Raw genomic sequence first — 14,228 nt, forward strand, 5'->3', positions numbered from 1 at the left:
GGTGACGATTGCGCCGTAGTTTAGGCGTACCCGGCTTATCGGGAAAGGTTAGTCGTTATCCCGGTATCAGGCGTGACAGGCATCCAACCCCGCCTTGCCCAGACGGCCCTCGAATGAGGATTGCCTGCGCGAAGGCCATCGCTATAATCGTGCCGATAAAGAAAAAGCGCAAAAGAATAACCAGACCGAGGGCGACGATGAATCAGTTGGAGCAAATGGCGTCCATGGCGATCTTCGCCAAGATCGTCGAGACGATGAGCTATACGGAGGCTGCGCGTTTAATCGGCGTGTCGAAATCCGCCGTCAGCAAGGAATTGGCTAGACTGGAGGCGACCCTCGGCGTCACCTTGCTCAAGCGCACCACGCGCAAGGTGGAAATCACCGACGTGGGGCGCACCTACTACGAGTACTGCGCGCGCATGCTCGTCGAGATGCGCAGCGCCGAGGCGTTCATGGCGAAATACCATGCCGATCCCGTCGGCAATCTGCGGGTGGCGGCCCCCGTCACATTCGGCAATATCATGCTGATGCCCGCATTGAATCGATTCGCGACGAAATACGTGAACGTGCAGATCGAACTCGATTTGACGGATCGGCAAATCGATCTCGACAGCCAGAATTTCGACGTCGCGATCGGGATCAATCGCAGCAAACCCGAGTACGCGCACGGGAAAGTCCTCATGGAAATCGAATGGGGCTTGTTTGCCGCGCCGGGCTACCTCGCGCGCCATCCGCCGATCACGGACCCTGAACAACTCTGCCGTCACGGCTTCATGCTGTTTCGCGGTCCCGCCCACACGAGCGTCGTCGCGATGCAAAAGCACAAGCGCGAAGTCGAAGTGCGCGCGCGCTGCGTGATGCGCTCCAACAATAGCCGCGCGCTGCTGAGTTCGGCCTTGGACGGCCTCGGCGTCGCCTATCTGCCGCGCTATGTCGCCCATGAAGCGATCGAAGCCGGCTCGCTCGTACCGATTTTTCCCGACTGGACCTTCGAGAAGCGCTTCGCGTACTTGATGTGGCGCGACGATCCGTTCGTCGCCCCGCGCGTGCTCTCGTTCATTCAGTTCCTAACCGATCACTTTGGACACCTGAACGGTTAGCCGCCAGAGGCTGCGCGGGTTCGGGCGCCGCCGCGTTCCAGCCGCCGCCGAGCGCCTTCGCTAGAAACACCAGCGTCGCCAGTTGGCGGCCGTGAATGGCGACCTCCTGTTCACGGCTCGTCTGCAGTTGTTGCTGTGCGCTGATCACGTCGATGAACGCCGCCATGCCGCCCGCATAGCGCTCATGCGCCATGTCGACGAGGCGGCGCGCATCGTCCACGGCCGCCTGTGCCTGTCGCGCGGCTTGGTCGAGCACGGACAGGCCTGTTACGCCGTCCTGCACTTGCTGCATGGCATCGAGCACAGTCTGTCGATAGCGCGCCTGTGCCTCGGCATAGCCGGCCCGCGCGAAATCGACCCGTGCGCGGCGCTTGCCGCCGTCGAACAGCATCGATTCGGCCGAAGCGCCGACCGACCACAGCAGTGCAGGGGCACTGAGCATGCTGGTGAAGCGTGTGGCTTCCCAGCCGATGCCCGGGTTCAGCATAAGGCTCGGAAAGTACGCGGTGCGCGCCACGCCGATACGCGCGTTGGCCGCGGCCATCGCGCGCTCGGCCGATGCGATATCGGGCCGCCGCTCGAGCAGTTCGCTCGGCAGCGCGAGCGAGACGGCCGGCGGCGGCGTGTCCGTCAGCGGCACGACGCGCGAGGCGATCGAGAACGACGAGGCCGGCACGCCGACGAGCGCCGCCAGCGCATGCTCGTATTGCGCACGCGTGGCAAGAAGCAGTTGCGCCTGGGTGCGCGTGGCATCGAGCTGCGTCTGCTGCTGCAATACGTCGAGACCCGAAACCGCGCCGAGGTCGTGCCGTGTGCGCACGTAATCGAGCGACTGCTGCTGCAGCGCGATCAATTGCGCGAGCACGTCGCTTTGGGCATCGACGACGCGCAACGCGACGTAAGTGGCCGCCACGTCGGCCGTGATCACGAGCCGCGCGTTGGCCAAATCGTCAGCGGCCGCTTGCGCCGATGCATTCGCGGCCTGAACCTCACGGCGAATGCGCCCGAACAGATCGACTTCGTAGCCCACGCTCGCCCGTAGCACGATATCGTTCTGCACGGTCGAGTAGGTCGGCACCGCGTAGTTGATGCGCGGCCGTTCGCCCGAGATTTTTTCGCGCGCCATGTCCGCTTGGAGCCCCAACGTGGGCGCTTGCGCCGACGCCACTTCGGCAAGATTCGCCCGCGCGGCGTCGAAATGCGCGCTGGCCGCTTGCAGTGTCTGATTCCCGGCCAGCGCGGACACCTCGAGGCTGTCGAGTTGCGTATCGCCGAAGCCGCGCCACCAATCGAGCGTGAGCGGCGCATGTGCGGGCGCGGCCGCATGCCAGTATGCATCGCCAGCATCGATGCGCCACGCCGCCGGGAGCTCGACGTCCGGCTTCCGGTAGTCGGGCCCGGCCGCGCAGCCCGCGAGCGCCGCGGCAATCGGCAGCCACCCCCAGCGCAGCTTCACGCGTGCCCCTTCGCCGGAGCCGAAGCGGGCGCCGGCGCCGAAGCCGAAGCCGAAGCCGGGGCGACGATCACTTTGTCGCCGTCGGCCAGCGAGTCGCCGGGATTGACGATGACCCGATCCTTCGGCGTGAGGCCGCTCTCGATTTCGAGCGACTGGCCCAGATCGCGCGCGATTACGACAGGCCGCAAGTGCACGCGGCCCTCGGCATCGACGACCGCCACGCGCGGCCCTTCGGCGCGAAACAGCAGCGCGTTGCCGGGCACTTGCAGACGGGCATGGGCCGTATCGGCGAACGCCACCTGGACGTAGGCACCCGGCATCAACGCGCCATCGCGGTTCGGCAGCGTCACCTCCACTTGCATCGTGCGCGTCGTCACGTCGATTGCCTGCGCCGTATGCGTGATGGTCCCGGCAAACGACCGGCGCGCAAGCTCGGCCTGCGTCACGACGACGTGCTCCCCCGGCGCGATGCCTTGCGCATAGGCTTGCGGCACGTCGACGTACACGCGCAGCGGGTCCGTCTGCGCGAGCGAAAACAGCGCCCGGCGCGTACCGCCGTTGCCCGCGTCGACGAGATCGCCGACATCGACGTTGCGTCGCGTGACGACGCCCGCGAACGGCGCCGCGATGCGCTTGAACGACTCGAGTTCGCCGAGCCGCTTCACGTTCGCATCGGCCGCGGCCAAGCTCGCCGCCGCCTCGTCGTACGCGCTCGAACGCTCGTCGAGTTCCTGCTGCGAGACGGCGTCGTGCGCCCGCAACTCGCGCCAACGCGCGAGCGAACTCTTGGCCAAACCCAGCGTAACGCTGGCCTGGCGCCGTTGCGCGAGCGCTTGCGCCAGTTCTTGATCGATCTCGGGCGTATCGAGTTCCGCCAGCAGTTGCCCTTCGCGCACGCGCGTGCCGATGTCGGCATACCAGCGCTTCACGTAACCATTCGCGCGTGCGTAAATCGGCGATTCGACGGCGCCGCGCAGCGTGCCGGGCAAGACGAGCGCGTCGCCATGGTGCGGCAGCGCCGGCTTCACGACATGGACATACTCGCGCTGATTGCTCGCCGACGCGTCGGCGAGCGCATGCGTGCGCTCGATGCCGACGACGACCGTGCGCGCGGTCAGCGCCGCAATTGCGAGCGCGATCAGGATCGCCGCCAACCGCAACCGCCGCCGTACCGTTTCCCTCGACGGCAACGGCATGGTCTTGCCCTCCAGCGACGACATAGGCGATGCGTCCGCAGCCACGGTCAAGCGCTCCGCGCTCACAGGTTGAAAAGAATCGTCCATGTCATTGCGTATCGATTGAATCGTCATGACGCGTGCCCCGCGTCGTACTTGCGAGCAAGCCGCCCATGCAACACCGAGAACACGAGGGGCACGAACACGAGCGTCGACACGGTCGCGAACAACAGCCCGCCGATCACCGCGCGCCCGAGCGGCGCGTTTTGCTCCGCCGCCTCGCCGACGCCCAGCGCCATCGGCAGCATCCCCACGATCATCGCTGTCGCCGTCATCAAGACCGGACGCATGCGCGTCGCGCCCGCTTCGAGCGCGGCGGCGAGCGGCGTCGCCCCGGCGGCGAGCCGCTCGCGCGCGAACGAAACCACGAGAATGCTGTTGGCCGTTGCCACGCCGACCGTCATGATCCCGCCCGTCAGCGCCGGCACCGACAGGCGCGTGCCGGTCAGAAACAGCATCCATGCGATACCGGCCAATGCCGCGGGCAGTGCGCTGATGATGATCAGCGGATCGAGCCACGACTGGAAGTTCACGACGATCAGCAAGTAGACCAGCACGACCGCCACGGCTAGCCCGATGTATAGCCCCGAGAACGAAGAACGCATCGTTTCGACTTGGCCTCGCACGTCGATGTCCGAGCCGCGCGCCAGCGTCGGCCGCGCGGCCGCGACGAGCTTGTCGATCGCGCGTGCGACGCTGCCCAGATCGCGCCCCTGCACGGATACGAGCACGTCGATGGCCGGCCGGATGTTGTAGTGCGACACCTCGGCCGGCAACGCGCGCCGCTCCACGCGGACCAGGTTGCCGAGCAACTGCGGCCGGCCGGTGCCGCTCGGCGCCGTCACGGGAATGCGCATAAGGCTGTCCAACGAGGCCGCGTCGTACTGCGGCATCTGTACGCTGAGCGGATACTGCACGCCGTTATGTTCGTTGAGCCAGAATGCCGGAGCCGTCTGCGAACTGCCCGATAGCGCGACGAGCAGATTCTGCGCGACGTTTTGCGCCGTCAGATCCAACTGCTGCAAGCGCGAGCGGTCCATCTGAAACACGAGCGTCGGCTCGTTCACGCGTTGCTGAATGTGGACATCGACCGTACCCGGCAACGAACGCATTGCCTTCATGAGCCGGCTCGCCACGGCGAAGTTCGCGCGCTGATTGGCACCGACGATTTGCACGTCGATCGCCGCGGGCAAACCGAAATTCAGAATTTGCGTGACGATGTCGGCTGGCTGAAAGAAAAATTCGACGCCGGGAAAGCGCTGAGGCAACAGCGTACGCAGCCGCTCGATATAGCGCTCGGCGGGGGCGTGGTTAGGTGCCAACGCAATCATCAGTTCACCGTCGAACGTGCCGATCGTGCCCGCGTTGCTGTAGGACAGATTGATACCGCTATACGGCAGTCCCAGGTTATCGAGAATCGGGCCGCGCTCGCTTACGGGCACGACTTCGCGCACGGCACCTTCCACCTCATCGGCCAAGCGGGCCGTCTCCTCGATACGCAGGCCCGTCGGTCCTCGCATATGCAAGCGGATCGCCCCCGAATCGACCGACGGAAAAAAGTCGGTGCCGACGACGAACAGCAGCGCCGTGGAGAGCAGACATCCGCCTAGAAAGACCCCGCCGAACCGCCCAGGCCGCTCGAGTGCCATCGTCAGCAAGACGACGTAATTCGCATGCAAGCGGTCGAACACGCGCTGAAAGCGCCGATGCACGCGTGCAAAGAGCGACGTACCTTCGTGCGCATCGTCGACGTGCATCGGCGGATGCCGCGTAAGCAGCAACGCGAGCGTCGGCACCAGCGTTCTCGACAGCAGATACGAGGCGAGCATCGCGAACACCACGGCCTCGGCCAGCGGTACGAACAAGTAACGCGCCACGCCCGTCAGGAAGAACATCGGCACGAACACGATACAGATCGAGAGCGTCGAGACGAAAGCGGGCACGGCGATCTCGCCGGCGCCGTCGAGAATCGCTTCGCGCAGAGAGCTGCCCATATGCAAGTGACGCTCGATATTCTCGATCGTGACCGTCGCATCGTCGACGAGAATACCCACGGCAAGCGCGAGCCCGCCGAGGGTCATGATATTGATGCTTTCTCCGAGCGCCGAAAGCGCAATCAGCGAAGCCAGAATCGACAATGGGATCGAGATCGCGATGATCAGCGTACTGCGCCAATTGCCGAGAAACAGCAGCACCATCGCGGCCGTCAGGGCGGCGGCGATCACCGCCTCGCGCGCCACGCCCTGGACGGCCGCCTTCACGAACACCGATTGATCGAACAGCGAAACGATTTTGAGGTCGGGCGGCAGCGATTGCGCGACGTGCGGCAGCAACGCGTGGATGGCATCCACAATGGAGAGCGTCGAGGCCTCGCCGCTTTTCATCACGGACATCAGCACGCCGCGATGCCCGTCTTGCCGCACGACGTTCGTCTGCGGCGAAAAACCGTCGCGTACGTGGGCGACTTCGCCGAGGTAGGTCGTCGCACCGTCGATCGTGCGGACGGGAATGCGGTTCAAGCCGTCGATCGTGTCGGGCGACGCGTTCGTCATCACCGAATATTCGGTTGCCCCGATCTTCGCCGTACCGCTCGGCAGAATCAAGTTCTGCGCATTGACGGCGTTGATGACGTCGCTCGGCGTCAGGTTCTTGGCCAGCAGCGCGCGCGTGTCGAGATCGACCGAGATCACGCGCGGCTTGCCGCCATAGGCGAACGGCACGACGGTGCCCGGAATCGTGACGAGTTGCGGGCGCAGAAAGTTGGTGGCCGCATCGTTGAGCGCCTGCTCCGACATGACGGGACTCGAGATGCCCAGTTGCAGCACGGGAATACTGGAGGCCGAGTACGTCAGAATCAGCGGCGGCGTCGCGCCGGGCGGCATGAAGCGCAGTTGCGCCTCTTCGGCCGAAACGGCCTGCGCCATTGCCGTGCGCACGTCGGTATGCGGCTGCAGAAACAGCTTGATGATCGCAATACCGGCCAGAGACTGCGACTCGCTATGCTGGATATTGCTGACGAGCACCGTCAGATTGCGCTCGTTCACGGTCGTGATGCGGTTGGCCATCTCGTCGGCCGATAAGCCGCTGTACGTCCAGATCACGCTGATGACGGGGATGTCGATATCGGGCAGCACGTCGACCGGCGTGCGCACGAGCGTAAGCGGTGTCGCCAGCACGATCGCGAGCGCCATGACGATAAACGTATAGGGCCGCGCGAGGGCCAGCCTGACGATCCACATTGCGTCTTTCCCGCGTCGATACCGTTACTGCGAAAACAGCGCGGCAAAGCGCTTGAGCACCGCATCGCGGCCGGTCCCGCCGCCGGTCCGGTCCGCGGGCGCCGGCAGCAGCTTGATCGAATCGAGCCCCGGCCGTTTGGCCGCCACATCATCGCGCGCGGGGATGATGAACTCGTCGGCGACGTCTTGCTGGCCCTTGCGCGAAAGCACGAAATCGACGAAGCGCTTCGCATCGCGCACCGCTTGCGCTCGCTTCATGATCATCATGGGCCGCGCCGTCGCAATCGTGCCCGAGCGCGGGAAGATCACCTCGATTGGGGCGCCGTGCGCCTTGTCCTCGAGCGCCGTATGGTCGGCCACGGCGAACAGCGCCGCTTTGCCGCCTTTGAGCACGGCATCCATCGCCTGCGCATTCGAGCCGGAAGGCGCCAGGCCGTTGTCGCGCAACGCGGCGAGCAGTCCCCAGATGTCGGTGCCGCGTTGAGCGTCGAGCGCCGCGATGAGATCGAGCGAGGAGCCCGATTGCGCGGGATCGACGGTACCGATCCGGTCGCGATAGACGGGCGCCGCGAGGTCGTTCCAGTCCTCGGGCCGCGGCGTGCCGCTATCGACGCGCCACACGAGCGCAAGCGTCGCGACGCCCTGGGCGATGAAACGCGGCGTGCGATAAGCGCTGGGCACATGCTCGTACCCCGCCGGCCGATAGGGCAATAGCTCGCCACGCCGGCTCATCTCCAGCGCCGTGTCCCACGAACCCAGAATCACGACGTCGGCGGGCGCCGCGCTAGGATCGGCCAAGCGCGCGAGCACCTGGCCCGTGTCCCCTTGGAAGACGTTGACCTCAATGCCCGTTTCGTCGCGGAAATCGGCCGCCAAGCGGCGAATGAGCGGCGCGGGCCCGACGCTATAAACGGTCAATGCCGCCGCATCGGACGCGGCCGTCGCACACGCGAGCACCGCACAGCATGCAGTGAGAAGCCGCACAAAGGGTCGTTTCATTATTATGGATCTTGCCGCGTTGGTTCAAACGTTAGCCAGAGTTTCGAGGTTTCCGAGGCTGCCGAGCCGCGCGCGCCGGGCTCGACCCGCCGTGCGCCGGCGGCGTACCGCCAGCGCCAGTTGCTCGACGACACGCTCCGTGTCGCCCCAGCCGATGCATGCGTCGGTGATACTTTGTCCGTAGACGAGTTCGCACCCCGCGCGCAGATCCTGCCGTCCGTCGACGAGATTCGACTCGACCATTACGCCCACCACGGCCTGATTGCCCTCACCGACGAGCCGTGCCAGGTAATCGCAGACGAGCAGTTGATTTGCATGACGTTTGCGGCTGTTGCCGTGCGACGCATCGATGACCACGCGCTCGGGCAGGCCGCGCTGCGCGAGCGCGGCGCACGCCTGCGCAATGCTCTGCGCGTCGTAGTTCGGCTCTTTGCCGCCCCGCAAGACGAGGTGGCAAGCCGCGTTGCCGGTCGTGCCGATCGTCGCGAGCGTGCCGTCGGGTGCGACCGACAAAAACTGATGCGGGCGGCTCGCCGCCTTCAGCGCATCGGCGGCGATCGTCACGTTGCCGTCGGTGCCGTTCTTGAAGCCGATCGGACAGGGCAGCCCCGAGGCGATCTGCCGATGAATCTGCGACTCGGTCGTGCGCGCGCCGATCGCCCCCCAGGCGATCAGATCGCTCAGAAAATGCGTCGCCGCGGGTTCGAGGAACTCGGTCGCGGCCGGCACGCCCAGCAAGTTGATGTCGATGAGTAGCCGCCGCGCGAGCCGCAAGCCCAGGCGCACGTCGCTGCTGCCGTCGAGCAACGGATCGTTGAGCAAGCCCTTCCATCCGTCGATCGTGCGCGGCTTCTCGAAGTACGCGCGCATGACGATCTCGACGTCGTCCGCATAAACGCGCCGCAACGCCGCGATTTTCTCCGCATAGACGAGCGCGGCGTCGACGTCATGGATCGAACACGGCCCGACGACGAGCGCAAGGCGATCATCGTCGCGGGCGACGATCGCGCCCAGTGCGCGGCGCGCCCGCTCGACCGTATCGAAAGCCGCCGCTCCGGGCAGCACGGTGCAAAGCTCCGCGGGCGACGGCAGCGGCGTGACCTCGGCGATACGTCCACCGTGGTAGGTACCGTCCTGATGAAGGCCTTCGTTCATATCCTCGGTCCTCGATGATCGTTGGATACCGCGCGCTTGCGCAGGCAGCGCCTCAAATAATCCCCACCGCCCCGAGCAACGAGCCCGCCGCGATGAGGTAGATCGGATTGAGCCGCCGCGTCATCGCGACGCCGGTCGCCGCGGCCGTCAGCAGCAATGTGCGCACCCAGCGCTCGTCCATATGCGAGGCGCCGACCGAGAGAATCCAGCCCGTCGCCAGCACGAGCCCGACCGTCAGCGGCGCCAGCGAGCGGCGAATCAGCTTGTGCCATTCGGTGCCGCTGTGGCGTGCGCCGAGCGTCTCGACGGCGAATGCGAGCAGCGACGTCGGCCCGCACATCGCGCAGATCGACGCGAGCGCACCGGGCAGACTTGCAACCCAAAAACCGTACATGGCCACGATCTGCACGTTCGGCCCCGGCGCCGCCTGTGCGAGCGCGTTCAGCGCGATGAAGTCTTGATCGGTCATGAGGCGCAGATCGTCGACGAGAAACCGATGCATCTCCGGCAAGACCGCGCTCGCACCGCCGAACGCGATGATCGAGATCAGAAAGAAATGCAGCGCCAGGACGCGCGTCAGATTCAGGTTCAGGCTCATGACGCTCCCCCTCCCTGCTTGCGGCCGTCGATGCGGCGCGCCGCCGAGCTTGCGTATTTGCGCATCGCGAACTCGCAAACGATCGCCGCCGGCACGAGCACCAGCATGACGTGCACGAGCGGCAGATGCAGCACGGCGATCGCGATGAAAGGCAGCAAGCTCAGCAAGATCGTATGGATGCGCCGTGTCAACGCTCGCGCGAGCCGCAGCCCCGTCTCGATGCTCAGACCCGCGGCGACGGCCGCCATCCCCTTGAGCGCGCCATGCACCTCGGGCAGCTTGCCGTACCAGCGGTACAGCAGCGCGAGCGCGATCAGAATCACGAACGGCGGAATCAACAGGCCCGTGACAGCGGCCACGGCGCCGCGCCAGCCGCACCGCCGCGCGCCGAACATCACCGCGAGATGCGTCCCGTTCGCGCCGGGCAGCACTTGGGCGAAGCCGAGCAGCTCGGTGAATTCCTGATCCGTCAGCCACGCTTTCGTATCGACGAGCGTGCGCCGCGCCCACGGCAAGATGCCGCCGAAGCCGCATAAGCCGATCGTCGCGAACGCGACGAACAGGGCGGCCGGCGAGACCGGTGCCGGGACGCGCTCATGCGACGACGCGCCGTGTTGGGCCAGCGTGCTCAGATGGGGAACGGTGCTTTCGGCTCGCATTGCGTGCTCAGTAGCGGGCATCGGAGGGTTTGCCGCCCTTGGGCCAATCGTTGGCTTTCTGGGCGAAGTCGGGACGCGGCTGCTGCGTGACATACGCCGCCACGTCCACGGCTTCCTGATCAGTCAACGTACCGCCTTTGCCGAGCGGCATGTTGTACTTGATGAACGCGGCGGCCGGGCCGAGCCGCGCCATGCTGGCGCCGATGTTGTACGACCGGTCGCCCCATAGCGGCGGAATCGCGAACGTGCCGCCCGAACTCATGCCCTCCCCGTTGGCGCCATGACACGACGCGCACTGCTGCGTATAGACGGCCTGGCCATGCACGCGATCGGGCGTAATCTTCGACATGTTCTCGATCTTGCCCATGCCGCGGCCCGGTGCGAATTCGCCGCCCTTCACGCCGCGCGACAGAAAGGCCATATACGCGAGCAGGCCGTTCATCTCGGCCGAATCGAACGCGAGCGGCGTGCCGTTCTCGGAACGCACGAAGCAGTTGTTGATACGCTGCGACAGCGATTCGACGGTGGCGCTGCGCGCGCTATACGACGGCATCACGCCCGTAATACCGCCCCACGGCGACGCGTTCGGTTGCGTGCCGCCGCCGATATGGCAGCTCGCGCACGAAATCGCGTTTCCCGAGACATGCCCCGCGGCGTAGCGCGGCGTATCGAGCGTGATATTGCGCCCGAGCACGATCGCATCCGTATTCGGCCCCGGCGGCAACGCGGCGATACTTGCATCGATATCGTCGGCCCCATATGCCGCATCGGCCGCGCATACCGACAGCACGGCAGCCAGCGTGAACATCGAGGCCTGTTTTCGCTTCGATTGCATTGACGAATCTCCTCGCATGAGTCTTGTTGTCATGGACGCGCTTCGAGCGGAACGAAGGCCTGATTCTCGGGGCCGACGTAGTTCGCGCTCGGGCGGATGATCTTGTTGTCGATGCGTTGTTCGATCACATGAGCGCTCCACCCCGAGGTGCGCGCGATCGCAAAGATCGGGGTGAACATGGCCGTCGGCACGCGCATCTGGTTATAAGCGATCGCGGAGAACCAGTCCATATTCGGGAACATCTTCTTCGAATCGCGCATCACGTGCATGATGCGCTCGGCGATCTCGAACATCTTGCGGTTGCCCGACTCGTTCGACAGGCGCTCGGCCACCGAGCGGATCACTTGATGGCGCGGATCGGCCACCGAGTAGACGGGATGGCCGAAGCCGATGATGACTTCCTTCTTCTCGATGCGGCGGCGGATGTCCTCCTCGGCTTCGTCGGGCGTGTCGTAGCGCTTTTGGATTTCGAACGCGACTTCGTTCGCGCAGCCGTGCTTCGGTCCGCGCAGCGCGCCGATCGCACCCGTGATGGCCGAATAGAAATCGGAACCCGTGCTCGCGATCACGCGCGCCGTAAACGTCGATGCGTTGAATTCATGTTCGGCATACAGGTTGAACGACGTATGCAGCGCGCGCACCCACGATGCCGGTGCCGGGCGGCCGTGCAGCAAGTGCAGGAAATGGCCGCTGATCGAGTCGTCGTCGGTCTCGACATCGATGCGCCGGCCGTTCTGGCTGAAGTGATACCAGTAGAGCATCATCGAGCCGAGCGAGGCCATCAGGCGGTCGGCGATATCGCGCGTACCCGAAATGCCATGGTCCTCTTTTTCAGGGAGCACCGTACCGAGCACCGACACGCCCGTGCGCAGCACGTCGAGCGGGTGGGCGCCGGCCGGTGTCGCTTCGAGCGCGTCCTTGACCGCGGACGGCACGCCGCGCAGCGATTTGAGCTTGTCCTTGTACGCGATGAGCTCCACCTTGTTCGGCAGCTTGCCGTGCACGAGCAAGTGCGCGATCTCTTCGAATTCGCATACGTCGGCGACGTCGAGAATGTCGTAGCCGCGGTAGTGCAGGTCGTTACCCGCGCGGCCCACCGTGCACAGGCGCGAATCGCCGACTACCACGCCTGACAGCGCAACGGACTTCTTGGGCTTGAAGCCGAGGGGCTCCGATGCAATCGCATGCTCACTCATCGCGGGTTCTCCTTGTGTTGTCTGGTGCTAGCTTGATTACTGAGAGGAAACGGAAGTCTCGGCCACGTCCTCGCGCAGCCGGGCCGTGAGCCGCGCGCGCAGTTCGTGTTTTTGGATCTTGCCCGTCGACGTCTTGGGCAGCGGCTCGAAGCGGATCGCCTTCGGCATCTTGAAGCCGGCCAGCCGCGTGCGGCAGTGCGCGATCAATTCGTCTTCGGTCACTTGCATGCCGGGACGCGTCTCGACGAATGCGCACGGCACCTCGCCCCATTTGTCGTCGAGCATCGCCACCACGGCCACGGCGCTGACCGCCGGGTGCTGATAGAGCGCGTTTTCGACGTCGATGCTGGAGATGTTCTCGCCGCCCGAAATGATGATGTCCTTGCTGCGGTCCTTGATCTGCACGTAACCGTCGGGCCATTGCACGGCCAAATCGCCGGTATGGAACCAGCCCTGGGCGAACGCCTTGCCGGTCGCCTCCTCGTTCGCGAGATAGCCCTTCATGCACAGGTTGCCGCGAAACATCAGTTCGCCGATCGTCATACCGTCGGCCGGAACCGGTTCGAGCGTCTCGGGATGCAGGACCGACAACGCGCCTTGCAATTGATAGGCGACGCCCTGCCGCGCGCGCTTGGCGGCCCGTTCGGCCGGATCGAGCGCGTCCCATTCGTCACGGGGCACGCAAATCGCCGCCGGGCCGTAGGTCTCGGTCAGCCCGTAGCCGTGCGAGGGGACGATTCCTAGCGCTTCCAAACGCTTGAACAGCGTCGGCGACGGCGCCGCGCCGGCCAGCAACGCATGCACGGCGCGCGCGCTGCGCGCATGCCAGTCGCCGAGCCGCGTATCGATCTCATCGGCGATCAGCGTCTGCACGATCGGGGCGCCGCAGTAGTGCGTCACGCGCTCCGTACACATCAGATCCACGACGCGCGCCGCGTCGACGCGGCGCAAGCAGACATTCACGCCGGCCCGCGCGGCTAGCGCCCACGCGCAACTCCAGCCGTTGCAGTGAAACAGCGGGAGCGTCCATAGATACACGGGGTGCATCGGAATGTCCCAGTCGAGCACGATGCTCAGCGCGCTAAGCGCCGCGCCGCGATGATGGAGCACGACGCCCTTGGGCTTGCCCGTGGTGCCCGACGTGTAGTTCAGCGCGATGGCATCCCACTCGTCGAGCGGGCGCAGCCATGCGAAGTCCGGATCGCCGCCCGTCAAAAACGTCTCATAGTCGGTCCAACCGCGCATCCGATCGAGCGAGAAGGCGCCCGGCCCCACGGGATCGGAATCGACGATCACCCGCAAACCCGGGCAGGCGGCTTCGATCTCGAGCGCGCATGCTCCGAATTCGGCATCGACGAGCAGCATCTTCGCCCCGCTATGCTCGATCATGTAGACGAGCGAGGCGGCATCGAGCCGGTAATTCAATGCGGCCAACACCGCGCCGGCCATCGGCACGCCGAAATGCGCCTCGACCATCGCGGGCGTATTCGGCATCAGCACGGCCACGACGTCGCCGCGCTCGATGCCCGCCTGCGCGAGCGCGCTGGCGAGACGGCGCGTGCGCGCATACGTGTCGCGCCAGTTGCGGCGCACCGGGCCGTGCACGATCGCCAATCTATCGCCATGCACCTGCGCCGCGCGCGCGATGTAATCGAGCGGCGTCAGGGCGGCGAAATTGGCGTCGCGGCGCGGCAAATCGGCGTGGCTGTCGCTCATGAGGCGTCTCCGTGGATCGAACACAGCGAAGCGGAAGGCA

The 14,228-nt window shown here is 65.6% G+C and carries 11 protein-coding genes; 1 reads left to right on the plus strand and 10 read right to left on the minus strand.

The window, feature by feature from the left end; genetic code table 11:
• Positions 1-197 precede the first annotated feature (197 nt).
• Positions 198-1,100 carry a LysR family transcriptional regulator gene (locus DXT59_RS29565; protein WP_116141945.1) on the plus strand — a complete coding sequence of 301 codons (903 nt, stop codon included), beginning with the start codon at positions 198-200 and terminating at the stop codon, positions 1,098-1,100.
• Here the strand turns inward: DXT59_RS29565 and DXT59_RS29570 are convergent.
• Genes DXT59_RS29570 through DXT59_RS29615 form a run of 10 tightly spaced genes read right to left on the minus strand, consistent with a single transcriptional unit; the run spans position 1,057 to position 14,188 of the window.
• Positions 1,057-2,556, minus strand: a complete 1,500-nt coding sequence (locus tag DXT59_RS29570) for an efflux transporter outer membrane subunit (protein WP_240324736.1) — start codon at positions 2,554-2,556, stop codon at positions 1,057-1,059. The genes DXT59_RS29565 and DXT59_RS29570 overlap by 44 nt on opposite strands.
• Positions 2,553-3,839 (minus strand): efflux RND transporter periplasmic adaptor subunit, encoded by a 1,287-nt coding sequence (locus tag DXT59_RS29575; protein WP_420823438.1) that lies wholly within the window; start codon positions 3,837-3,839, stop codon positions 2,553-2,555. Before DXT59_RS29575 ends, DXT59_RS29570 begins: the two co-directional genes overlap by 4 nt.
• Before the next feature lie 23 nt (positions 3,840-3,862).
• Complete coding sequence (locus DXT59_RS29580; RefSeq protein ID WP_116141947.1) at positions 3,863-7,030, minus strand: efflux RND transporter permease subunit; 3,168 nt, start codon at positions 7,028-7,030, stop codon at positions 3,863-3,865.
• A 24-nt stretch (positions 7,031-7,054) separates the two neighbouring features.
• A complete protein-coding gene (locus DXT59_RS29585) occupies positions 7,055-8,029 on the minus strand; it encodes an extracellular solute-binding protein (protein WP_116141949.1) in 975 nt (324 codons plus the stop codon).
• Between the two features lie 24 nt (positions 8,030-8,053).
• Positions 8,054-9,184, minus strand: a complete 1,131-nt coding sequence (locus tag DXT59_RS29590; protein ID WP_116141951.1) for a 3-deoxy-7-phosphoheptulonate synthase — start codon at positions 9,182-9,184, stop codon at positions 8,054-8,056.
• A 52-nt stretch (positions 9,185-9,236) separates the two neighbouring features.
• A complete protein-coding gene (locus DXT59_RS29595; RefSeq protein WP_116141953.1) occupies positions 9,237-9,782 on the minus strand; it encodes a chromate transporter in 546 nt (181 codons plus the stop codon).
• A complete protein-coding gene (locus DXT59_RS29600) occupies positions 9,779-10,441 on the minus strand; it encodes a chromate transporter (protein ID WP_116142286.1) in 663 nt (220 codons plus the stop codon). The genes DXT59_RS29595 and DXT59_RS29600 overlap by 4 nt, the downstream gene beginning before the upstream one ends.
• Positions 10,442-10,448: 7 nt before the next feature.
• Positions 10,449-11,276: a c-type cytochrome gene (locus DXT59_RS29605; RefSeq protein WP_162878304.1), complete on the minus strand. Its 828-nt coding sequence runs from the start codon at positions 11,274-11,276 to the stop codon at positions 10,449-10,451.
• A gap of 29 nt (positions 11,277-11,305) precedes the next feature.
• A complete protein-coding gene (gene prpC, locus DXT59_RS29610) occupies positions 11,306-12,472 on the minus strand; it encodes a bifunctional 2-methylcitrate synthase/citrate synthase (RefSeq protein WP_116141957.1) in 1,167 nt (388 codons plus the stop codon).
• A 36-nt stretch (positions 12,473-12,508) separates the two neighbouring features.
• Positions 12,509-14,188, minus strand: coding sequence for an AMP-binding protein (locus DXT59_RS29615; protein WP_116141959.1), 1,680 nt, complete (start codon positions 14,186-14,188; stop codon positions 12,509-12,511).
• Between the last annotated feature and the right edge of the window lie 40 nt (positions 14,189-14,228).

Origin of the sequence: Trinickia diaoshuihuensis (assembly GCF_003390925.1) — a bacterium.
Taxonomy (GTDB): Bacteria; Pseudomonadota; Gammaproteobacteria; order Burkholderiales; family Burkholderiaceae; genus Trinickia; species Trinickia diaoshuihuensis.